Raw genomic sequence first — 21,122 nt, 5'->3', positions numbered from 1 at the left:
TGAATTGTAGTGGAAGAAAAGCTCAAGGATTGCGATTGTGAAGGTGATAACTTCTCTTCTAATAATGATCAGGATGATCATATACGGAATTCGATTTCCTGTATGACTTGGAATCTATTTATTGGTGCGGATTTATCCCCTCTTTTTTCCGCGACTGTACTTGAAGAAATTCCTCGTCGGGTTACGGAAGTGTATCGGCAATTTCTTGCTACTAATTTTCCAGAGCGTGTGAAAAAAATTGCCCAGCAGATTGCTTTGCTGAAACCCGATCTAATTGGGCTGCAGGAAGCGGCTCGATGGCAGCTTCGGCAGTTAATGGTTCCTGATTTGCCGCACGTTACATTTGATTATGCAAGGATGCTGTTAGATGAGCTTCAGAAAAATGGACTACTGTATGATGTAGCAGCACTTAATAACAACATTTCAGTTCAACTGCGTTCCAGTCAAGGAAACTTCGTAAGGCTTTTGGATAGAGATATGATTTTAATTCGAAAAGAATCCGGATTAACGGTTGTAAAGAAACAGGAGGCTAACTTCAAAACTAATTTGATAACAAAACTTGGCGGTCAGAGTTTTGAGAAACTTCGAGGTTGGTCAGCTATAGATGTAAGTTTCAACGGTCGTATCTTTCGGGTTATTACAACTCGTCTGGAAGCGTTTTCTCCGCTAGTCAACCTAAGGCAAGGGAATGAATTGCTTGATGGGCCTGCAAATACCACTTTGCCTATCATCATGCTTGGGGACTTTAATGTAAATAATGAAATTGCAAAGCCGCCAACCACATACGGGAATTTTCTCCATGCCGGATTTCAGGATGTTTGGACAGAAGCAGGTCTTGGTCAAGGTTTAACCTGTTGTCATGACCCCGATCTATTAAACGCCTTTTCTACCTTAAGCAGACGTATTGATTGCATTCTTTTTAAAAACGGATGGAAGCCTATTACTGCCAAAATCATCGGGTCTGAACAACAAGACCGAACGCAAACAGCCCTTTGGACCTCCGACCACGCTGGAGTAATAGCCTATTTGGAAGCATAGGGCTTTTCTTCTGCTTCCAAATAGGCTATTGGATGAAAAAAACCAAACAGACCACTGTTTGGGTTTTTTTATAAGGAAACAAGATAACCGCCCCTGCTTCCTATCGTATGAAAAAGATTGTGATGGGGATGGTGAGCAAGCTGATCAGTGTGGTAACTAAGGTTGTGAACGATAGCAGATCGGGTTTTACATTAAATTGTACTGCGAGCATGGTTGTGTTCGCTGCAATTGGCATGGCTGCTAATAGAATAAAGACTTTATGGATTAGGTCGTTAACAGGCATAAAGCTGACGAGAATGACAGCAATAATCGGCGATAGAATCATACGGATGATGGTTACGGAATTAACATATTTAAGATCAAATTTAGCTGATTTAATCTCAGCGAGCTGCATTCCCAGGATAAGCATAACGGTTGGGATGGAGGCTGAACCTACAAGATTGATCCCATCCAAAATCGTCGGCGGCAATTCAATATGTGCTAACTGAAAAATGATCCCAAGTATAACACCGTAGATAACAGGCATTTTTACCACACTTTTGAAAGCATCTTTAATGGTCGTTGACCTTCCACTCCCGTATGAAGCAATAAAAATCCCGATTGTATTGATTAACAACGCATGGATGACCATGATAATGACTGCATAATCAAAGCCGGCTGTTCCAAAGGCAAACAAGGCAACCGGGGCACCATAATTTCCGCTGTTGGGAAAAATCGTTCCTAATTGCAGAGCAGACAGTTCCGATTTATCTGACTTCATCCATTTACCAAACAGGTTTGTAATCCCAATAATGATAAGGACAAGCAAAAGTGAAAATAAAAACATATAAAAATATTCTATGTTAAGTTCATTCGTATAAAAGGTATCAAACGTTAAAAACGGCAGCATTAAATACAGGGACATCGTTGAGATGGATTTCACGTTCAACTTTAGCAGTTTTTGCCCGATAAAGCCCGTCCCAAATATAAGAAATGCCGGTAATACGATTAAAAGTAAATCCACAAAATAAAGCTCCCTTCTACTTCCTTTGTTACTAAATAATTGTAAAAAACTTCAAAATTATAGAATGATAATATACTAGATATATCATACAACCATTTAAATATCAAAAGGTTTTCACTAACAGGAAGCAGAGGGACGGTTCTTTTGCTTCCTGCAATAAAAAAAGGAAGCAAGAGAACCCCTGCTTCCTACTTAACGATCAGTACTGGACAATGGGACAGTTGTGATACTTTTTGGCTGACACTGCCTAACATGAGTCCTTTTATGCCTCCTAATCCCCTGCTTCCCATGACAATTAGCTGGAAATTCCCCTCTTCTGCCATCTTCACGATTAGAATCGCGGGCTCTCCGATCACATAATGTGTTTCAATTTCAATACCAAACTCCTCTGCAAGAGCACGGGCATGATCAAAAAGCTTATCGGCTTCTTGTTTCATTTCAGCATACATCTCATCAACAACTTCAGAGGACATCGTTTCATATATGTTTATATTCTTTTTAACATGGATCACTGCGACCTTTGAATATCTTTCATTGGCAAACTGAAGTGCAGATTTTAACGCTTTCTCACTTGTTTGTGATCCATCTAGCGCAACTAAAATTCGATTATACATTGAAATACCCTCCAACAACCAACATAATACTTTTATTTTACCAAATAAAGTCTTTGAACTTGAATGCAAAATGTAACGAAACGGTGAAATTATTGTATTATCACATTGTATAAGGAAATAAGAAAATGAACATTCATCAATTTGGAAGCATGAGAACCCTCTGATTCCAAATTTTTATTATAATAGAGCAAGAAGTAATTTTAAGAAATGAGTGTATTTATCATGGCTATTTTGGAAAATGATTGGGCTTTTTTGCTTGAGGAGGAGTTTTCGAAGTCTTATTTTCAACATTTGCGAAGTGTTTTGGTTAAGGAATATGAATCACAGGTGGTATATCCGGATCAGGATGATATTTATAATGCTTTGAAAATATCTTCATTTAAGGATACGAAAGTGGTTATCATTGGTCAGGATCCATATCATGGTCCTGGACAGGCTCATGGTTTAAGTTTTTCTGTAAAACCTGGAGTCGGCATCCCTCCTTCTTTAAAAAATATTTATAAGGAATTACAATCTGATTTGGGCTGTACTATCCCAAATCATGGGGACCTAGTCGATTGGTCGGAGCAAGGAGTATTACTGCTTAATGCAGTCTTGACCGTGCGTGCCGGTGAGCCTAATTCACATAAGGCACTTGGTTGGGAGCTATTCACAGATAGAGTGATCGAACGATTGAATAGCAGGGAAACACCTGTTGTATTTATTCTTTGGGGAAGATTTGCTCAACAAAAGCAAAAATTGATTACTTCAGCGCATCATTTGATTATAAAGTCCCCACACCCGAGCCCTCTTTCGGCCAATAAAGGTTTCTTTGGCAGCAAGCCTTTTTCACAAACCAATGCTTTTCTCAGAGAAATTGGGAGTGAAGAAATTGATTGGCAGATTAGAAATCAATAGTTTTTCCGTATGGAAAAAAGGTAGTATTTTTATGGTGGTTTTGCGTAAAAATAACTTTGTTTGCCAATAACCTTTAGGAGGAAACAATTATGATGAATCGTTTTGGAGCCCATGAGTTTTTAGAGACACAGGAGTTAATTAGATCGTTAGCAGCAAATATTGAACTTCATGCAGTTTGTGCATTTATGACGAATGACAATGAATTAAAGTCCATTCTCAGCCGACATATTCAAGGAATGGAACAGTCCTATCAACAGGCTGTTAACTTGCTGCAAAATAAAGGGGTCAATATGAATCCGCCTAGATATGGGATGCATATTCAACATCAGCCGCAAATTGGTCTTAATAATCCTGCAATGTCCCCGCCAAATCCACAGGCTCAAAGACTTTCTGAGATGTCCATTGGTACGATTATCTTAAATACACACAAAGCCGGTTCGATTTTTGGCATGCAGTGGGCAAATGAATGCGGGGAACCTCAGCTTCGCCAGTTACATATTACTTGCGCGGTTAATTGTAATAATATGGCATATGAGGTTTGGCAGTATATGAATAGAAAAGGCTATTACCAAGTGCCACAATTAGCTGATCATACGATGCAAACGATGAATCAAGCGTTAAATCCAACAATGCAAACGATGAATCAGGCTCAAAATCCATCTATGCCGAATCAACTATATCAATGATCTTTTGAAAAAGAAGGGTTCTTCCCTTCTTTTTTTAAAGACAGAAAAAACCCTTAAGTAGAGTGTAAGATTCGGATGATTGGGATGTAACACCTACTTAAGGATTTTTGATCTAATTAAAATGTATTAAAATTTTGTCCTTGTGCCGATTGGGCATTTTGCTGTCTTACCACTTCTGCATTCGTATTAGAGAATCCTGGCTGGAACGCAGCCTGAAGACCGCTAAATTGTCCAAAACCGCTTTCTCCGAACTGGTTGAAGCCGGAAGCTTGTACCTGACTGCCACCTTGGGCAGACTGAGCGTTTTGTTGTCTTACCACTTCTGCATTTGTATTTGAGAATCCAGGCTGGAACGCAGGATGTGTTCCACCGAATTGTCCAAAGCTGCTGGCTCCTCCTCCAAATTGGTTGAAGCCGGAAGCTTGTACCTGACTGCCACCTTGGGCAGACTGAGCGTTTTGTTGTCTTACCACTTCTGCATTTGTATTTGAGAATCCAGGCTGGAACGCAGGATGTGTACTGCTAAATTGCCCAAAGCTTGTTCCTCCTCCGAACTGATTGAAGCCGGAAGCTTGTACCTGACTGCCGCCTTGAGCTGACTGAGCGTTTTGTTGTCTTACTTCTTGAACATTTGTGTTAGAGAATCCAGGCTGGAACGCAGGATGTGTTCCGCTGAATTGTCCAAAGCTGCTTCCACTAGATTGCTGGAAACCAGAACCATTAAATCCTTGAGCCGATTGGGCATTTTGCCGTCTTACCTCTTCTACATTTGTATTAGAGAATCCAGGCTGGAACGCAGGATGTGTTCCACTAAATTGTCCAAAGAGATTGCCTTGAGATGTTACTTGTTGATATTGATTACCGACGAATGGATTTTGAGCAGATTGAGCATTTTGCTGTCTTACCTCTTGAACATTTGTATTGGAGAATCCTGGTTGGAAAGCAGGATGTGCTCCGCTGAATTGTCCAAAACCTGTTGACTGTTGAAATTGTTGTTGGTTTCCTTGGTTGAATTGATTAAACATTTGACAACCACCTCCTAGGTAAATTATTAGCAATCACCAGTAAGAATATTTAAGTTTTTTTGTTTTAAAAAATGAATTTGTTTTTTTCCTTTGTGTATAAATCTTTAAAGGAAAAAAACTAAATCCATAGCGGATTTAGTCTAAAGGTTCTTATTGATTGATTGAAAGGATTCAGCTTTTTCCTCTGAGATTTCCCCAATTTTTGCTATATAGTCAACAAGGAAGTGAAAGAGGATCAGTGGGATGATTGAACCTAATCCAATGTACAAGACAGCAATGAAAAAACCGAAAATAGTTGTTCTGATAACATTTGGAAATCCCTGGTAGGTATGGGCGAGGCTAAATAATATGGATGAAATAATCAAGACAAACCAAATTGAAAAATCCGGAAATAATTGGCTTAAGGCATAAATTAAAAAACCGCGGTATATGATCTCTTCTGTTATTCCAGCAGTTCATGATACAAATGTCCAAACCTTCTTATCTTCTTTTGAAACGGGCATAATATCGGCAAATGTGCTGGCTTCCAATTGTTTCTTTTGAATTTCTGCGATATTATTTTGCATTTTTTCGCTGACTTTAGAGCCGATTATATAATAACAAAGACTCAATAGATAGATGACAGCTAAGCCTAGTGAAATGAATGTGGTCCATTTGCCTAAAGCCGCTGTATTAATGGCGATACCACTTAGACCTATGTCTTTTAGTGTTACCGGACCGAAAGCGGTCAAACCTAAGATAACTATAGCTGGAATCCAAAGACCTAACATGACTTTTGAGTAATACTTGACCCTTTCATTAGGAAACCTGCGGACTCTTGCTTTAAACCTTTGATAATCAAAATAGCCATAAATAGGTTCATAGGTTAATAGCAACACAATTATGATCCAATAAAAAATGGTCATCATTTTCTCCTCCCAAGGGGATCCTTATCGTTATGCCTGTTGTTTCTTTATAATAGCGTTGTAAAAAGACTGCTGGTTATCAACCGAAAAGAAAATCCGTTGTTTAAAGCAAGTCTTCCCAAACAAATCCTTATTTTCAGTCGGTTCTTCTAAAACTAATTCAAAGGATGGGTCTGCCAGTCCTAGTAAAGATAAATCAAGAACTTCTTTATTTTTCCGGTCGTTTTCGTAGTTGAGGTTTCCTTTTCTAATTTCTTTTATTTGTTTAATCGGGATAGTTACAGTCCGTCGAACGCCAATTTTTAATGACAGGATGTTGTTTTTAAGTGTGATTGGGTTTTTCTTTACTGCCCTTAAATCAGCAAGTAGAAATACAATCACAAGAATGGATAGACTCAAATGGATCCAATGTAGGAGAGGACTCCATTTCAAGAGAAGAAATGATACACCTGCAGCCTCTATTACGGTAACCGAAATCATTGCCCAAACAAAACCGATATATCCAGACTCCTTGTGATAGGTAAACAGGAAGTCTTCGTTCTGATCAGAAGCTTTATGATCCATTAAGGTTTGATTCATCGTTCGTCTCCCTTCTGTTCACTTCTGTCATAACAATATCGTGGAGTTTTTTTAATATATTGAAGTAATTTAATAAATCTTCTTCAGGTAACCTCATAAAATATTTCTCAAAAACCATATCATCTGCAGCATCCATTTCCTGAAAAAACCTTTCTCCATTTTCATCTAAGGAAACAAAGACTTCTCTCCGGTTTTCTTTGTTTACTTCCCTTTTCACGTATTGCTTGCTTTCTAATTTTCGAATAAATTGACTAGCAGCACTCGCGGTTCCATTGATGATGTCAGCCACCTCGTTCATGGTCAGCTTCTTTTTTTTCTCTAAGATGCTTAAAACTAAAGACTGCTTCGAAGATAAGTCGTGCTCATCTAGGATCTTCTTATACTCTTTTATAAAAATATGCTTTATTTCCTCAGAATACTGATTTGCTTCAACTAACAGCTTTTTTATATCCATTTTCTTTACACCTGTCTTTCATAATCAAAGCGGGTGGACATTCTTCTAATTTCATTTTGGAAGCAGAAGAACCGTCCCCATGCTTCCTTAACAAAGATTAATAGTTAATTTTTGTTAATAGTTAAGTTTACTTAAGTATATTGTAATTGTTGGAAATGTGATTTACAAGGGGGAAATCCGAATTATTTGAATAAATAAAAAGGAAAAGAAGCATGTGTCACATGCTTCTTAGTGTTGTTTTTTTTGCAGGTAGCGGTTGTCATGCATAAACATCTTCCAGAAGTAAATAAATCCGGGAAACAGGATAGCGAATCCCGCAATATAGCTGGCAAAAATGGCATGGAAGGAATTTGGGTCTGTAAATCCTGATTCAATTGTGACATGTGGGTATACCATATAAGGCAAATGAGCCCGTCCATAAACAAAGCTTGCTAATAAATATTGGAGTGTCACAGCGATAACAGCGATCCGTGGCATGCCGAGATTTTTATTTTTTGAAAAATAAGGCAAATAAAGGGCAATACCTCCTATGATGAAAAAAATAACTGATAGGATCAAAAGAGGAAGATCGTTCATCATTTTCTCGTAAATCCAATAGGCTTCTTGTTTTAATGTCAGCATGATGAGTAAACCCATTACGAGTGAAATGGGTCCTGTTATCATGGCATCCTTCCGATAAATTCGAAAAGCTTCTAATTCACCTGATACTTTTGAGTAGTCTGAAAGCAGCAAAGAGGATAAGAATAACGTACTGCTGATCGCAAACCCGATAAAAGCATACTCATTTGGACTCGTGAACAACTTTACCAAATCCAATGTCTGGCTGTTTTCACTAAAAATAACATAATTTCCGTGTGTAATTGGCAGTACGCTGATTAATAAAGCTGGTAATATAATCCCGGCGATTCCGGAAATATAGGTCAGTATTTTCCTGTATTCTTCTGCTATATGTGAAAACACGAGAAATGCACTTCTTAGTGCTAGTAATAACAGTATGATGCTTCCCGGAATGAGCAATATCGTACCAAGGGTGTATGCTGCACTGGGAAACATGCTGTATACCGCAACCACTAACGCAACAATAAACGTATTGGTAACCTCCCATGTTGGAGATAGATACCGATTGGCGATGTTCGTTGCACCGGTTTTTGTCCGATTAATATAAACCATCGACCAAAAACCGGCACCAAAATCCATTGTTGCCATGACAGAATAAATAAACACAAAACCCCAAAGAACGATGCTGGCAATAATTGCATCTGACACGAAATCCCCTCCCTTTACGTGTTTGTATTTAATGAAGGCATGGTTTTTGTTTCTGCTCTTTGTAAATCATCCTCTATTGGATTTCTTTTAAAATAATAAAGCAGGACAAATAACACAGATGCAGCTAAAATAATGTAAACAATTATAAAAAAGGTAAAGAGAACGCCAAGATTTCCTGCTGTTGTCGCAGAATCCGCTGTCGAAAGTATGTGGTAGATGGTCCATGGCTGCCTGCCGGTGCAAGCAAAAATCCACCCGCTTTCAATGGCAATAACGGCTAATGGTCCGGATAAGACTAAAAGCCACATAAGCAGTTTTGGAAAATGCGGCTTTTTTAGCCATTTGCTCCAGAAAATTGTTAGTACTGCAAGCAGGATAAGGAGCGAGCCAATTCCAACCATTACATTAAATAAGGTATGAATAAACAATGGCGGCCACCATTCTTCAGGAAAGTCATTCAACCCGATGACCTTCGTATCAAAGCTGTTGCCTGCGAGAAAGCTTAAAGCCCACGGAATTTCAATGGCCCATTTCACTTCCTGTGTTTCCCTATCAGTAAACCCGCCAATAGCTAGTGGCGCATGTGTTTGCGTTTCAAATAACCCTTCTGCAGCAGCCAACTTTTCAGGCTGGTATTCATGTAAATACTGTGCCGACTCATGTCCATTTAATGCAGTAAGTAGTGAAAAAATTCCGCCAATGACCACACTTAGCATCAATGCTTTTTTATGGAAGAGATACAGCTTCGAACCAACCTTATTTTTTAACATTTTATATGCCGCAACCGAAGCAACGACAAATGCACCTGTCGTGTAAGCGGATAGGGCTACATGTCCTGCTGTCACAAAAAAGCTTGGGTTAAAAAATGCTTTCCATGGATCCACATCAACGATGGCCCCGTTCTCAATTCGAAATCCAGCTGGAGTTCCTTCAAATGCATGAACATTTGTAATTAATACCGCTGATCCAAGCGCACCGATAGCTACTAAAGTAAGACTTACAATTCTCATCCATGGAGGAATCCGGTCTGCCGCATAAACGTAAATGGACATAAAAAGAGCTTCAATGAAAAAGGCATAGATTTCAATTTGGAAAGGCAGAGCCATTACCCTTCCGATCACTTCCATAAATCCCGGCCATAGCAAGGAAAGCTGAACTCCGGCGATTGTTCCTGTTGGTATACCCACACCAAGCAAAACAGCAAAAGCCTTTGTCCAGCGCTTAGCCATGACAGCATATTGGAAGTCTTTTGTCTTCTGGTACATTAATTCTGCCATTAAAATCATAAATGGCAATCCAACACCAATTGTTGCAAAAATGATATGAAAGGCCATTGTTGTTCCAAACATAGACCTTTCAATTATTAAATCATCCATTCCATTCTTCCCTTTCGTTTGGAGAATCTTATGATAGTATTTACAAACAAAAAGAAATTATAGATTTTATTTCCAAATTATTGGATGAATAGATAGGAAGGTTTTACGACAAAAAAGCTAATCTCCTTTATGGCGATTAGCTTTTTTGAAATTGATTATTTTGTTAAGAAGATTGATCCTGAGCCTTCAAAAATTCCCTCATTACTCTTTCATATTCTTCTTGTTCTTCCAGATAAGCCATATGTGCACTTTGCTCAAATACGTGAAATTTTGAATTTGGCGTTAAAGCAGCAAAGGATTCGGTTGATGCTGGTGTGGCTTCATCGTACCGCCCGCAGGTAAAAAGGCTCGGAATCTGAATGTTTTTTAATCTGGAGGTACAATCAAAATCTTTCAAATTTCCTGTCACATTAAACTCTGAAGGACCCCACATTATCTGGTACACGTCGGGATTTTTATAGTTTGCTCCTTTTTTAAGAAATTCAGGATTTGGATCCAGTCTGCAGACAAAATGTGAATTGAAGATGGCAGTTGCGGCTTTGTATTTTGCTGAGTCAGTCGTATCATTTTCTTCACAGTTAGTTAGAGTCTGTTGAACATCAAGCGGCAGCTTTTTCCGATTCTCCTCCTGGTCCTTTGCCCACAACGGCGCACCTTAAACAAGGACTTGAAAAGATGATGCTTTTTATCCCTTCTGGATGAGCGAAGTAATAGGAAGCTGCTAACGTTGTCCCCCATGAGTGACCAAGAATATGCATTTTTTCAAGAGATAATGCATGACGCAGTTGTCCCAGTTCTTCGACAAAGCGATCGAGTTTCCATAAGGATGTATCGTTTGGTCGGTCAGATTTTCCACAACCTAACTGATCATAAAAAATAACCGGACGTTCGTCTGCCAGTATTCTTAATCCTTGTAAGGAATAATGGGAAGAACCAGGACCTCCATGTAAGATCACAACGGGCGTATTTTGTTTTGAGCTGCCATGAATTTGATACCACACCTTCCCACCTGTTACCGCAATAAATCCTTCTTTTATAGACATCCCGTCTCCACCTCGCTTCTATTTTCTTACTTTTATTATTGTTCATAAAAAATAAAATTGGAAGCGGCATGGTTGTTTTTGCCTGTTAATCTTGACTATTTTATGTCCAACTGACACAGCTAAATATAAAGGGATTTACTTTCTTGTTCGGAAGGTTCTGTAATAATGCCTCTATGTATTTGGTAATACTATAATAGTGTGTATTTAAATCGTAGGGGGAAGAGATTTTGGAGCAATCATGGCTTTCTCTGATTCCATTTTTAATTGTGATTTCGATGTCGATATGGTTAAAAGATATTTTACCGGGTCTCGTTGTTGGTCTTCTTGTGGGTTCTATTATTGTGACAGCGGATTTATTGGACGGAACACAGCAATCCATCACCTATATGGTTACAACTTTATCCGATAAAGATAATATTAAAATTATAAGCTTTCTTTATTTATTTGGCGGTTTAGTAGGAATGATGAATATTGCAGGCGGGATCAAAGGCTTTTCTGAATGGATCGGTGCCAAAATAAAGTCGGAACGCGGTGTACTGGGTATCATATGGTTTACCCTGCCATTTACCTTTATGATGCCGATGTTTCGGATCATGATGATTGGACCTATCGTTAAATCTTTGATTAAAAAAATGAACCTGCAAAAGGAAAAGGTTGGAATTACACTAGATATTTCTACAGAATCTGTCATTGTTCTTTTACCTGTAGCGACCGCCTTTGTCGGCTTTATGGTCTCCCTCGTAGAAGGCGGCATTAGAGGACTTAATCTAGGAATGTCTCCGTATGAGATTTTTCTATTAAGTATTTTGTTTAACTTTTATGCTATTGTCATGCTGTTGATTGGAATCATCCAAACGATTTGGCCATCGAAAAAATTAAACCATCTTAGCAAGGAGGTCGATCATGTGCAGCTTGACGAGGAAGAGCATGAGTTTCACCGCGCTGGAATCAAGAAAGAATTATCTCTCGTCAAAGCTCAGCCTTGGAATTTGATCATCCCTGTTTTTTTACTCTTGGGCTTATCCCTCTTTCTCCTTTGGGAAAATGGAACGTCTTTAGGGGCTAAAACAATTTTTGATGCCTTTGCTATGGCAGATGCAACGTTTGTCATGCTGCTGGCGGTGTTTATCACCCTTATCTTCACATTTGTTTTTTACCTTGTGCGGAAGCAGAAATTAAATGAAATTATGTACCATTTTTACGACGGCGGCAATCAGATGATGCAGGCCATCAGTTTGCTGATCCTGATTTGGTCACTTACTTTGTCTGCCGAGGATCTTGGCTTTTCTGAATTCATTAGTTCCACACTTGGTTCCTTTTTACCTGGTTTCCTGACTCCGGCAATCATTTTTTTAATTGGCTCCATTGCCGGATATTTTATTGGCTCTTCTTGGGGAACCTGGGGATTGTTTATGCCATTGGGAATTGCTTTGGCGCTTTCAACAGATGCCTCTATTCCACTAACCGTTGGCGCTGTGTTCGCAAGCGGTGCATTCGGAGCCATTACCTCACCATTAGGTGACACAACGATTACCACTGCCTCCATCTTAGATATGGAACTGGTTGAGTATGCTAAATATAAATTAAAGATCTCTACTATTGGAGCGGGAATTGCTACAGCCCTTTATGTCGTTGCTGCGTTAATCATGTAAAATAGGGGTTTTATTGCTTCTCGGTGGAAACGATAAAACCCCTGCTAGTTTTTCTCTGATTGCGGTAATATATCTATCTATTCATTAATGAACGAACCAACTCTACGGCACTGCCCAAACGTTCACCATAATTTCCTTTTATCTCATGATAAGAAATCCCTTTTTGATCCAGCATTTGTTTTAGTTCTAAATGATTCTCTTCCCTAACGCTTTGTTCTCCATGAACCCTTAGTCCATCATCTACCCACTTAACGTCCGGCTCCAGCAATAGCCATAGATCATATTTTTGCAGTTTACTTATTTCATCGAGCAGCATTTGTTCCTGATCGCAATAAAGCTTGGAATAGTATTGCGTTACAATTGCTTCTGTATCGATAAACACAACTTTATTAGCGTTTTGTCTCGCCTTATGCTCTAGCAGCTTGTGGCTGTAGGCAATATGTTGAAAATCTTCCGGAAGCAGAATCCCGTCACAGCCCCCCAGTTCATCACAAGCCACTCTACCGTATTCTTCTACATAGGTCGTATTAAAAATTTTAGCTAAATATCTAGTCAATGTCGATTTACCGCAGCTTTCAGTCCCGACGATGACGACCTTTTTTACAAAAAATGGCTTTACCATATCCGGCAGGAAGTCCCAATGCATAAAAGGCCCTTCCTTTCGAATCTTCGTTGCTGAAATAGGTATTTGCTCTCGTGTTTCGTCCAATAGGATTTGCTTTGAATCTGGATAAATTTGCTTAAAAATCGGAGTATATGCAGGCTCAGAGCTAAATACGATATCAATCGGCTTGCCAATCGCGTTTCGAATGGCCTTGGCTCCCTCCTGCCAATCGTATTCTTGATCATTTTCTGCTTCATCTTCAATGGATAGAACGTGAACATTCTCCATATCTTTTGTGAGCTGACTTAGCCATCTTAGACGGATTTGTGCAGGAATATAATCCACTTTGCCAGCCGAACAATGAGAACGGTCCCTTTTTTCAGAATGGCTTAAAATAACATACAATTCATCAACCATACACGCTGCCTTCGTGATCGCAAACACATGGCCTAAGTGTAAGGGCAAAAATTTCCCTCCGATAAACCCAACCGTCATTCTGCCGCACCCTCCTGTCTGTTATAGATTTATTTCCAATTGACATATCCGTAAATTGCATTAAACAAATAGGCTATCCACATGATGAGGACAGTCACATCATTTCCTGTTGTTAGAAAAGCGGTGAGCCACATCCAAATTGAAACCATATCGACAATAATCCACGTAATCCATTGTTCTACTAATCTTTTAATCATAAAAAATTGGGCAGCTACTTGTAAAATAGTGGTCGATGCATCTACATAGGGCTGGGCGCCGCCCATTTTCTGCAGCACAAAGCCTAACAGAACCGTTGCTGCGACAATAATCATTCCCCAAATAAATTTTAACTTTTTATTTAGCATGCTGACAGCAACATCACTTATGTTCTGCTTGTCGGATTGATGCTTTTGCCATAACAGGAGCCCGATTAACTGCATCGGTAAAAAGTAAAGGATATTTAAAGCAACCTCACCATAAAACCCCTGCTGGTAAGATAGATAGGCATACAATAAAATATTTAATATGCCGGGATAATAGTTAAATATTTTTCCCTTTGCAACCAGTACGACACAAAGCATCCCAGACAATGAAGTAATCAGTCCAAGAACAGAATCCTGCCAGGCATAAAAGAGATATAGATTAATAGCTGTGAAAATAACAAGCCAAGATTTCTCAAATAAGGTCCAATTGCTAAACGCTTGTTTTATCATCCCATCATCCCTTTCCAGAGGGTTCTCCTATGCATTTTGGAAGCAGGAGAACCGTCCCCCTGCTTCAATTACGTCCTTGCAGCAGTTCGTAGGCGAGTTGTTCTAGTTCTTGTTTTAGGAGCAATTTGTTTTTGAAGTTGTTCGGTATGGCTTCGTAGCCGCAGGAGAGGCCGGCTAGTCCGCCGGCGATGGCGGCAACTGTGTCGGTGTCATGGCCTTCGTTGGTTGCACCGATGACAACCTCTGAGAAGGATTCGCTAGTAAGGAGCCAATATAAAACCCATTTCATCGTGTTTACGACGAATCCGTCCGGCGGGCAGGCTGGTTTTTCTCCTGAAATGGAAGATTCATAGATGGTCCCTTTTATTTCATCTTGGATAGTTTTTTTTAGCGCTTTTCCGTGGAGTACATGGAAGGCGATTCGATTATAGATGACACATGCTTCAGCTGCCATTGGATCAAAATGTGTCATGTTGGATTGATCCCTTGTGACTGTTTCTACTTTTTTTAAATTCTGATAGAAAAGAGCAACAGGCAGACATCTCATGAGAGAACCGTTGCCGGCAGACCTTTCCTGCAGTAATTGATAATGGGCCTTTTCGGCACTATTAAACCAGCTGCCATTAAAAGTGCCCAGTACTGTACTAATGATCATTCCAACATCCTTCGGTCTTGTTTCATACCATTTGAGGAACTCCTCTCCAATCGCTTCAATGGGATCTTCTGAGTTTTTGAGGATCCCTTTTGCCACTGCAACAGTCATCGCCGTATCGTCTGTTGTTTCTCCTTTTTCTAACCGCCAGCAGCCTCCGCCGATGATTTCCCTTACAACACCGTATTTTTGCGAAATTTCCACTTTTGTTAAAAATTCTGTCGTGCCGCCTAAAGCATCCCCAATTGCCAATCCGAATAATGCCCCTTTTATTTTGTTTAGCATCGTGTTCACCTCAACCAGTTTAATGAAAAAAGCTTTTAACTATATAACCCGTGTTCCAATGCATACTCCAAAGCTGGCTGCGGGACTAGATAACGCACACTTAACCCGTCTTTAATCCGGGAGCGAATAAGCGTTGAACTTGTTTCAATATTAACTCCTTTACTCAGGCAGTCAAAACGATGTTCATTTTTGATCAGAAACGAATCCTTAGCGATAATATCTGCCATATCATAGCCTTCTCTCCCCATTACAATAAAGTAGTTACTTTCAATCAACTCATGTCCTTTATGCCAGCCAACAATATTTTGCAGATTGTCTGCTCCCATGACAAATATTAGTTCATCGTTTGGAAATTCCTCTTTAAGCTTTTTCATCGTTTCATACGTATAGGTTTCCCAGCCTTCTGCATCCATTTCGATCGTATTTACTTGAATTTTTGGGTTATCAGCAGTTGCCAGCCGAGCCATGTTCAACCGATGTTCGTTAGAGGTTAACTCCCTCCCTTTGTCCCTCCGTTTAATGGAAGACGGTATGAGAATCATACCGTCCAGCTTTCGTCTATCAATCACCATTTCCATTGTGACAAGGTGCCCAATGGTAATAGGATCACATGCAGAACCAAACACTCCATACCGTCCCATGTTCGTCTTCCCTTCCTGAATAATTACTTTAGATTTTCAACCTTTTTTCTGACTTCCTTAATATTCTCCATTTTATTTTCCCAGCATTTCGGGCTTAGATCGACAGGATACTCTTCAGGATTTAATGGACGTTTATATTCATTCCAGAGAAAGGCAAGATTGTCTTTGACAAATTGTTTCATGTCCTTCAGTTCAGGCAGTTGATAGATCAATTTTCCATCCTGAAAAATATCCTGATGGAGCTCCCTTGCCTCAAAATTGGACACATATTTACTGATGTACGTATGAACCGGATGGAACATATGCAGGCTTTTTTCCTCGTTCGGATTTTCGTTCTCTAATGTGATATAGTCCCCTTCTGATTTTTGATCCTTTTTATCGATAATCCGATAAACTCTTTTCTTCCCTGGTGTTGAAACCTTTTCCGGACTTGAGGAAATTTTAATTGTATCCTCAAGCTCTCCCTGTTCATTTTCAATCGCCACGAGCTTGTAAACAGCTCCTAGTGCAGGCTGATCGAAGGCTGTAATCAGCTTCGTTCCCAAGCCCCAGCTATCAATTTTTGCACCTTCTTGTTTTAAATTAATAATCGTTAGTTCATCAAGGTCATTTGAAGCCACGATTTTTGTGTCAGTAAAACCGGCCTCATCCAGCATTTTTCTCGCTTCTTTTGACAAGTAGGCCAAATCACCGCTGTCAATTCGGATACCCTTAAATTCAATGCTGTCACCTAATTCTTTTGCAACCTTAATCGCTGTAGGAACACCTGATTTTAACGTATCATAAGTATCGACTAAAAACGTGCAGTCCTTATGAGTTTTGGCGTATTTATGAAACGCGGTATACTCATCTTTATAGGCCTGTACAAAGGAATGGGCGTGTGTACCGGCTACTGGAATGCCAAACAGTTTACCTGCTCTTACATTACTGGTTGCATCAAATCCGCCAATAATAGCAGCTCTTGCACCCCAAACCGCTGCATCCATTTCCTGTGCCCGTCTTGAGCCAAATTCCATAAGGATATCATTACCGGTTACCTGTTTGATACGTGCTGCTTTTGTAGCAATTAATGTTTGATAATTGACGATATTTAAGATAGCTGTTTCTACAAGCTGAGCTTCAGCAAGAGGTGCTTCGATGCGGAGAATCGGTTCGTTGCCAAAAACAATTTCGCCTTCCTCCATCGAACGGAGGTTCCCAGTGAAGCGAAGGTCCTTTAAGTACTGAAGAAAGTCCTCCTGATACCCCTGTTCCCGTAAATAGTCTATATCTGATGTTGTAAAGCTTAGTCCATTTAAGTATTCGATCACTTTTTCTAAGCCGGCAAAAACGGCAAACCCGTTTCCAAAGGGCATTTTGCGAAAATAAAGGTCAAATACGGCTTTTCGATTATGAATACCATCCTCCCAATAGGTCTCTGCCATGTTGATTTGGTATAAATCTGTATGAAGCGCTAAACTGTCATCTATGTGATTTGCTTTCATTTTGAATCCCTCCTGCAATTGTTTTTAACCGATCGTCTTTAAAATGTTATTTTTTACAAAAATTGAAAAACTTATGATATATTAAATCACTTTTGCCCCAAGTGAGGAGGTAAAATGTTGTAATGCCCAGTCATGACCGATAGGATTAAAACTAGCGACTGCCTGTTTGTGGACGACGATGTCAAAGCCTTTGTTGTAGGCTTCCACAGCCGTATGAAGGATACAAATATCGGTACAGACACCGGCTAAATGGACCTCGGTAATCCCCCGTTCCCGCAGCTTCAATTCTAAATCCGTTCCTGCAAAGGCAGAATAACGAGTTTTATCCATCCAATAAACAGATTCTTTTTCCTTATTGTTCTCGTAAAGAGTATTTAATGATCCATATAGGTCGCGGCCTTTCGTCCCAATGATATTATGAGGCGGAAAAAGCTTGGTCTCAGGATGAAAGGGATCTTCCTTCTGGTGTGCATCAATGGCAAAAACGACAAAATGATCTTCTTCAATAAACTTCTTTGTAAGGCTCGTAATGGCTTCTTCAATCGCCTGGCCAGGCTCTCCGCAGGTTAATGCTCCGTGTTCTGCGACAAAATCTACGGTATAATCGATATTAATTAATGCTTTTTTCATGTTTATTTCTCCCTTCTATAATTAACGATTAACAATACGTTAATCAAATGACTTAAAAAAATTTCTGCTAATATTTTGCACTATAGATTGAAACAAACGGTTCATACTCATTGAACGTATAGAGCTGTGCATTTCCTTTTGACCATTTATTGGTTTTTTTCGGTTCTCCGTTATACACGACCTTTTCGATAAATGGCAAGGATGGTGCTTTTCTGAAAAACTGAGCATCCAATTTGATCCATGGCTCGTCTAAAACCGTCAGTAGCACGCCCTGCAGCTCGGAAAGGACAAATTCTTTTGGCAGGAAATTCTTCGCCAATGTTGTAAGAGACATATCTTTCTTAATAAACCAAATGGCATCGTCGATAATTTTTGCGTGATCAAACGCAAGCTCTAGATGCTTAAGTTCATCCATATCAAACAATTCAACCTCTGAAGCATCATCTGCCGCTTTTCTTTTTTCTACAACGGATTCTGGAACAATTGCATAATGAACATTTGAGATGATCCAGCCGCGTCGGTCTCTGCCTAATTTGTCATAAACCCCGAAATGTTTAATTTTGACTCCGGTTACACCAGTCTCTTCTTCCAGTTCGCGGACTGCTGCTTCGAAGGCTGTTTCTTCTGGTTGAATAAAACCGCCTGGAAGTGCCCATTTCCCGCCTTCAATATTAGGGTGTCCTTCACTATTCTTTAGTGCCCGTTTAATCAACATCAGCTTTAAGGTCTTCTTTGGCGGCTTATGCGGCCCTACCTCTTCAGAAATAATCGTGAAAACGGCAATATCCGATGTGTACCCGTCAGGAGTTCGGTATAGATTTGAATCATAATGTTTTAAAGCCTCTTCATTACTAGACAAAGGATCACCGGCTTTCTTGTTATTTTGATTAACGATTTGTTAATTGTTAATGTTATTATATGCTAAACTAACCTGGAATGCAAGGGTCTTTTTACCAAAAAATGAGGCTGCCCTCCTAAAGTGCACAGGGACGGTTCTCTTGCTTCCAATGGAAGCAAGAGAACCGTCCCTGTGCTTCAATCTTTAAATTGAGCTATCATTTCAAAATGAACAGATTTTTCTTGATGGCTTTCGAGCAGGAATTTTTCTAGAAATTTGACCATGTATTGATGCCGTTCACTTGCCAATGCTTTCGCAGCTGGCGTATTCATTCGCTCCTTAAGTAATAGGAGTTTCTCAAAGAAATGATTAATTGTGGTTGATTGCTGTGATTTATATTCCTCTGCTGTTCGGTGCATGCTCGGTTCAATGTCGGGATTAAATAACTCCCTCTTTTTATAGCCGCCGTACGCAAACGTTCGTGCAATACCGATGGCACCGATTGCGTCTAATCGATCAGCATCCTGAACAATTTGTCCCTCAAGACTTTTCATAACCGTTTGCACCCCGGCTCCCTTAAAAGACACGTCTTTTATGATTTGACAGACATGGCCGATCAATTTTTCATCAACCTGTTGTGATTCCAGCCATTCTCGTGCAGTCCTTGGTCCAATCGTTTCATCTCCATTATGGAATTTCCAATCTGCTATATCATGGAGAAGCGCTGCCAGTTCGACAACTTCCTTCTGTACAACTTCAGTTGTGCCAACCATAATTTTCAGGCTGTTTACATATACCCGCTCAATATGCCACCAATCATGGCCGGAACCTTCACCTAACAGCTTCTGTTTTACAAACCCTTTTGTTGCTTCTACGATGTCACTCATGAACTATCCCTCTCAATCTTCATGTGCTATCTATAAACTTCTCGAGCAGCAGCAGAAATTGAATCTTATTTTTTCATTATTTAGCTGTATTATTCGTGAGCTGAAGTTAGGTATATTTGTAGTGTTTGGGCGAGGTTTTTTATTTCATGTTGTGTACTTAGCACATAGTGCAATATGATAGAATTATCCGCTTTTTAGTATTATAGTTTTGCAAATAACAAAAACAGCTAATTTTTCATAAAATAACCTATATTTCTTCGAGAGGATGGGTAGAAATGTGCCATTTTTCCCAAAATCACCCAACAATGATTGGTCAGGCATGGACCGGAAGACATGTCATGATTATCCAATGTCAATTTAATACAAATATAGTACTGCGTGTTCATACTAGCCTTCACGCCCCCACTGAGCCAATACGGAAAAATTGTGCTGAAACGTTGTCCCAGCACTTAAGTATCGGCTATAAGGTTGTAAATGTAACGTATATACCGCCAAATATCGTTCAATATTTGTTAGTGCTTGAATAATATTATCTTTTACTTCATACTAATTTGTTCTATTTTCTCTGAAGAATAAATGTCTATACCTCTTTTATTCATTTGGGCAATTTTATACATGGCCAGTGCGACTGTGCGTCCTTGAATTGCTTTGTATTTTCTAAGCGGTCCGATAAAAAGGAACGAAAAAAGAGAATAAAAAAATTCTCCGGCCTGCTCCCCAAAACGGAATTCGTCCCGTTCTCCTAAAAGTAAGGATGGACGCATGATCGAGATACTTTCGAAAGGAATTTCGCTTATTTTCTCTTCAAGCTTTCCCTTTATTTTTGGATAAAAAATGGAGGAATGAGGGTTCGCATTCATCGAGCTGACAAGAAGAAAACGTTTTGCTCCTTTGTCATTTGCCAGTTTGGCCATTTGAACAGGATATTCAACATCCACCTTGTACATGGCTTCCTTTGTCTTTGCTTTTTTGATCGTTGTTCCTAAACAGCAAAACACATCATCTACTGCAAAAATTTCTTTTTGTTGTTCCATTTCATCAAAGTGGATGACTTTTTCCTCTAACTTTGGATGTTTCATGTTTAATGTGGACCGAACAAGGGCGGTTACGCGCTCATATTCCTGTCCTTCTAGTAAATAATGAAGCAATTCATTGCCAACCAACCCGCTTGCTCCGGCAATGAGTGCTGTCTTTTTCTCAATTTCTTTCAAAAAGACCCCCCTTTCTCTTTCTTTATTATTTCTTGCTATTTTCTCTTCCCTATGACAGTTTACAAGTATAGTAACAAAACTCTTACACTGCAACTAAAATGAAAAAATGGAAGACCCAATACTCCCTTTGATTGCTATAATAAATATGTAGAGAATATTTCGAAA

The 21,122-nt window shown here is 39.5% G+C and carries 23 protein-coding genes and 1 pseudogene; 5 read left to right on the top strand and 19 right to left on the bottom strand.

Annotated elements, in window-relative coordinates; genetic code table 11:
- Window positions 1-9 precede the first annotated feature (9 nt).
- On the top strand, window positions 10-1,038 hold the full coding sequence (locus R4Z09_RS15245; protein WP_338453100.1) for an endonuclease/exonuclease/phosphatase family protein: 1,029 nt from the start codon (window positions 10-12) through the stop codon (window positions 1,036-1,038).
- Window positions 1,039-1,138: 100 nt separating this feature from the next.
- Here R4Z09_RS15245 and R4Z09_RS15240 read toward each other — a convergent pair whose 3' ends face one another.
- The gene (locus R4Z09_RS15240) at window positions 1,139-2,041 is read right to left on the bottom strand and encodes an AEC family transporter (RefSeq protein WP_338453099.1); all 903 of its coding nucleotides are present in this window, start codon (window positions 2,039-2,041) and stop codon (window positions 1,139-1,141) included.
- 188 nt (window positions 2,042-2,229) lie between these two features.
- On the bottom strand, window positions 2,230-2,655 hold the full coding sequence (locus R4Z09_RS15235) for a universal stress protein (protein WP_338453098.1): 426 nt from the start codon (window positions 2,653-2,655) through the stop codon (window positions 2,230-2,232).
- A gap of 219 nt (window positions 2,656-2,874) precedes the next feature.
- On the opposite strand from R4Z09_RS15235, the gene R4Z09_RS15230 reads away from it, so the two are divergent.
- Window positions 2,875-3,552: a uracil-DNA glycosylase gene (locus R4Z09_RS15230; RefSeq protein ID WP_338453283.1), complete on the top strand. Its 678-nt coding sequence runs from the start codon at window positions 2,875-2,877 to the stop codon at window positions 3,550-3,552.
- Window positions 3,553-3,641: 89 nt separating this feature from the next.
- On the top strand, window positions 3,642-4,238 hold the full coding sequence (locus R4Z09_RS15225) for a spore coat protein (RefSeq protein WP_338453097.1): 597 nt from the start codon (window positions 3,642-3,644) through the stop codon (window positions 4,236-4,238).
- A 116-nt stretch (window positions 4,239-4,354) separates the two neighbouring features.
- Here R4Z09_RS15225 and R4Z09_RS15220 read toward each other — a convergent pair whose 3' ends face one another.
- From R4Z09_RS15220 to R4Z09_RS15190, 8 genes and pseudogenes are all read right to left on the bottom strand, one after another.
- A complete protein-coding gene (locus R4Z09_RS15220; protein ID WP_338453096.1) occupies window positions 4,355-5,263 on the bottom strand; it encodes a hypothetical protein in 909 nt (302 codons plus the stop codon).
- A gap of 140 nt (window positions 5,264-5,403) precedes the next feature.
- Complete coding sequence (locus R4Z09_RS31100; RefSeq protein ID WP_422392303.1) at window positions 5,404-5,709, bottom strand: CPBP family intramembrane glutamic endopeptidase; 306 nt, start codon at window positions 5,707-5,709, stop codon at window positions 5,404-5,406.
- 9 nt (window positions 5,710-5,718) lie between these two features.
- A complete protein-coding gene (locus R4Z09_RS15215; RefSeq protein ID WP_338453095.1) occupies window positions 5,719-6,171 on the bottom strand; it encodes a hypothetical protein in 453 nt (150 codons plus the stop codon).
- Window positions 6,172-6,198: 27 nt separating this feature from the next.
- Window positions 6,199-6,747, bottom strand: a complete 549-nt coding sequence (locus R4Z09_RS15210; protein WP_338453094.1) for a hypothetical protein — start codon at window positions 6,745-6,747, stop codon at window positions 6,199-6,201.
- Entirely contained in the window at window positions 6,722-7,201 is a 480-nt protein-coding gene (locus R4Z09_RS15205) for a MarR family winged helix-turn-helix transcriptional regulator (RefSeq protein ID WP_338453093.1), read from the bottom strand. Before R4Z09_RS15205 ends, R4Z09_RS15210 begins: the two co-directional genes overlap by 26 nt.
- A gap of 228 nt (window positions 7,202-7,429) precedes the next feature.
- Entirely contained in the window at window positions 7,430-8,467 is a 1,038-nt protein-coding gene (locus R4Z09_RS15200; RefSeq protein ID WP_338453092.1) for a cytochrome d ubiquinol oxidase subunit II, read from the bottom strand.
- Between the two features lie 14 nt (window positions 8,468-8,481).
- Complete coding sequence (locus R4Z09_RS15195) at window positions 8,482-9,843, bottom strand: cytochrome ubiquinol oxidase subunit I (RefSeq protein ID WP_338453091.1); 1,362 nt, start codon at window positions 9,841-9,843, stop codon at window positions 8,482-8,484.
- A gap of 163 nt (window positions 9,844-10,006) precedes the next feature.
- Window positions 10,007-10,886, bottom strand: a pseudogene (locus R4Z09_RS15190) (proline iminopeptidase-family hydrolase).
- Between the two features lie 227 nt (window positions 10,887-11,113).
- On the opposite strand from R4Z09_RS15190, the gene R4Z09_RS15185 reads away from it, so the two are divergent.
- Window positions 11,114-12,538 (top strand): Na+/H+ antiporter NhaC family protein, encoded by a 1,425-nt coding sequence (locus R4Z09_RS15185; protein WP_338453090.1) that lies wholly within the window; start codon window positions 11,114-11,116, stop codon window positions 12,536-12,538.
- Window positions 12,539-12,611: 73 nt separating this feature from the next.
- Here the strand turns inward: R4Z09_RS15185 and nadR are convergent, their stop codons facing one another.
- From nadR to R4Z09_RS15145, 8 genes are all read right to left on the bottom strand, one after another.
- Entirely contained in the window at window positions 12,612-13,637 is a 1,026-nt protein-coding gene (gene nadR, locus R4Z09_RS15180; protein WP_338453089.1) for a multifunctional transcriptional regulator/nicotinamide-nucleotide adenylyltransferase/ribosylnicotinamide kinase NadR, read from the bottom strand.
- Window positions 13,638-13,666: 29 nt separating this feature from the next.
- The gene (gene pnuC, locus R4Z09_RS15175) at window positions 13,667-14,329 is read right to left on the bottom strand and encodes a nicotinamide riboside transporter PnuC (RefSeq protein ID WP_338453088.1); all 663 of its coding nucleotides are present in this window, start codon (window positions 14,327-14,329) and stop codon (window positions 13,667-13,669) included.
- A 64-nt stretch (window positions 14,330-14,393) separates the two neighbouring features.
- Window positions 14,394-15,266, bottom strand: coding sequence for an ADP-ribosylglycohydrolase family protein (locus R4Z09_RS15170; protein WP_338453087.1), 873 nt, complete (start codon window positions 15,264-15,266; stop codon window positions 14,394-14,396).
- 35 nt (window positions 15,267-15,301) lie between these two features.
- Entirely contained in the window at window positions 15,302-15,907 is a 606-nt protein-coding gene (gene nadD, locus R4Z09_RS15165) for a nicotinate (nicotinamide) nucleotide adenylyltransferase (protein ID WP_338453086.1), read from the bottom strand.
- 23 nt (window positions 15,908-15,930) lie between these two features.
- Entirely contained in the window at window positions 15,931-17,391 is a 1,461-nt protein-coding gene (locus R4Z09_RS15160) for a nicotinate phosphoribosyltransferase (protein WP_338453085.1), read from the bottom strand.
- 81 nt (window positions 17,392-17,472) lie between these two features.
- Window positions 17,473-18,021, bottom strand: a complete 549-nt coding sequence (locus R4Z09_RS15155; RefSeq protein WP_338453084.1) for an isochorismatase family cysteine hydrolase — start codon at window positions 18,019-18,021, stop codon at window positions 17,473-17,475.
- Between the two features lie 67 nt (window positions 18,022-18,088).
- Window positions 18,089-18,880, bottom strand: a complete 792-nt coding sequence (locus R4Z09_RS15150; RefSeq protein WP_338453083.1) for an NUDIX hydrolase — start codon at window positions 18,878-18,880, stop codon at window positions 18,089-18,091.
- A gap of 176 nt (window positions 18,881-19,056) precedes the next feature.
- A complete protein-coding gene (locus R4Z09_RS15145) occupies window positions 19,057-19,746 on the bottom strand; it encodes an HD domain-containing protein (RefSeq protein ID WP_338453082.1) in 690 nt (229 codons plus the stop codon).
- Window positions 19,747-20,021: 275 nt separating this feature from the next.
- On the opposite strand from R4Z09_RS15145, the gene R4Z09_RS15140 reads away from it, so the two are divergent.
- The gene (locus R4Z09_RS15140) at window positions 20,022-20,273 is read left to right on the top strand and encodes a hypothetical protein (protein ID WP_338453081.1); all 252 of its coding nucleotides are present in this window, start codon (window positions 20,022-20,024) and stop codon (window positions 20,271-20,273) included.
- 9 nt (window positions 20,274-20,282) lie between these two features.
- Here R4Z09_RS15140 and R4Z09_RS15135 read toward each other — a convergent pair whose 3' ends face one another.
- Window positions 20,283-20,957 carry an NAD-dependent epimerase/dehydratase family protein gene (locus tag R4Z09_RS15135; protein ID WP_338453080.1) on the bottom strand — a complete coding sequence of 225 codons (675 nt, stop codon included), beginning with the start codon at window positions 20,955-20,957 and terminating at the stop codon, window positions 20,283-20,285.
- Between the last annotated feature and the right edge of the window lie 165 nt (window positions 20,958-21,122).

Source organism: Niallia oryzisoli, from assembly GCF_036670025.1.
In the GTDB taxonomy this organism is placed as follows: Bacteria; Bacillota; Bacilli; order Bacillales; family Cytobacillaceae; genus Bacillus_BD; species Bacillus_BD oryzisoli.
The sequence above is the reverse complement of the archived record's forward strand: the minus strand, read 5'-3'. Positions and strand labels throughout refer to the sequence as shown.

Bases quoted from the DNA above. Each gene is read 5' to 3' on its own strand.
- R4Z09_RS15235 (WP_338453098.1), bottom strand. From the start codon at position 2,655: ATGTATAATCGAATTTTAGTTGCGCTAGATGGATCACAAACAAGTGAG.
- R4Z09_RS15225 (WP_338453097.1), top strand. From the start codon at position 3,642: ATGATGAATCGTTTTGGAGCCCATGAGTTTTTAGAGACACAGGAGTTA.
- R4Z09_RS15220 (WP_338453096.1), bottom strand. From the start codon at position 5,263: ATGTTTAATCAATTCAACCAAGGAAACCAACAACAATTTCAACAGTCA.
- R4Z09_RS15215 (WP_338453095.1), bottom strand. From the start codon at position 6,171: ATGATGACCATTTTTTATTGGATCATAATTGTGTTGCTATTAACCTAT.
- R4Z09_RS15210 (WP_338453094.1), bottom strand. From the start codon at position 6,747: ATGAATCAAACCTTAATGGATCATAAAGCTTCTGATCAGAACGAAGAC.
- R4Z09_RS15205 (WP_338453093.1), bottom strand. From the start codon at position 7,201: ATGGATATAAAAAAGCTGTTAGTTGAAGCAAATCAGTATTCTGAGGAA.
- R4Z09_RS15195 (WP_338453091.1), bottom strand. From the start codon at position 9,843: ATGGATGATTTAATAATTGAAAGGTCTATGTTTGGAACAACAATGGCC.
- nadR (WP_338453089.1), bottom strand. From the start codon at position 13,637: ATGACGGTTGGGTTTATCGGAGGGAAATTTTTGCCCTTACACTTAGGC.
- pnuC (WP_338453088.1), bottom strand. From the start codon at position 14,329: ATGATAAAACAAGCGTTTAGCAATTGGACCTTATTTGAGAAATCTTGG.
- R4Z09_RS15170 (WP_338453087.1), bottom strand. From the start codon at position 15,266: ATGCTAAACAAAATAAAAGGGGCATTATTCGGATTGGCAATTGGGGAT.
- nadD (WP_338453086.1), bottom strand. From the start codon at position 15,907: ATGGGACGGTATGGAGTGTTTGGTTCTGCATGTGATCCTATTACCATT.
- R4Z09_RS15160 (WP_338453085.1), bottom strand. From the start codon at position 17,391: ATGAAAGCAAATCACATAGATGACAGTTTAGCGCTTCATACAGATTTA.
- R4Z09_RS15155 (WP_338453084.1), bottom strand. From the start codon at position 18,021: ATGAAAAAAGCATTAATTAATATCGATTATACCGTAGATTTTGTCGCA.
- R4Z09_RS15145 (WP_338453082.1), bottom strand. From the start codon at position 19,746: ATGAGTGACATCGTAGAAGCAACAAAAGGGTTTGTAAAACAGAAGCTG.
- R4Z09_RS15140 (WP_338453081.1), top strand. From the start codon at position 20,022: ATGTGCCATTTTTCCCAAAATCACCCAACAATGATTGGTCAGGCATGG.